The following is a 282-nucleotide window of genomic DNA, read 5'->3' as shown; positions in this document are numbered from 1 at the left end:
GGGAATCGAACCCGCGACCCTCGCCTTGGCAAGGCGATGCTCTACCGCTGAGCCACTTCCGCACATCATTACTTCAAAACTAAGCCTGAGAAAAAAATAAACCTTGTTCAGGTTATAGGTTTAGTCTAGTTGGAGCGGGTGATGGGAATCGAACCCACGCTATCAGCTTGGAAGGCTGAAGTTCTACCATTGAACTACACCCGCGTGTAAAATAAGAAATGGTCGGGATGACACGATTTGAACATGCGACCCCCTGGTCCCAAACCAGGTGCTCTACCAAGC

General features: G+C 50.0%; 1 tRNA gene. It reads right to left on the bottom strand.

Annotated elements, in window-relative coordinates:
• Window positions 1-130: 130 nt before the first annotated feature.
• A tRNA-Gly gene (locus SBI19_RS29425) sits at window positions 131-204 on the bottom strand.
• Window positions 205-282 lie beyond the last annotated feature (78 nt).

It is taken from the genome of Paenibacillus sp. CCS19, assembly GCF_033239625.1.
GTDB lineage: Bacteria > Bacillota > Bacilli > Paenibacillales > Paenibacillaceae > Paenibacillus_T.
The sequence above is the reverse complement of the archived record's forward strand: the minus strand, read 5'-3'. Positions and strand labels throughout refer to the sequence as shown.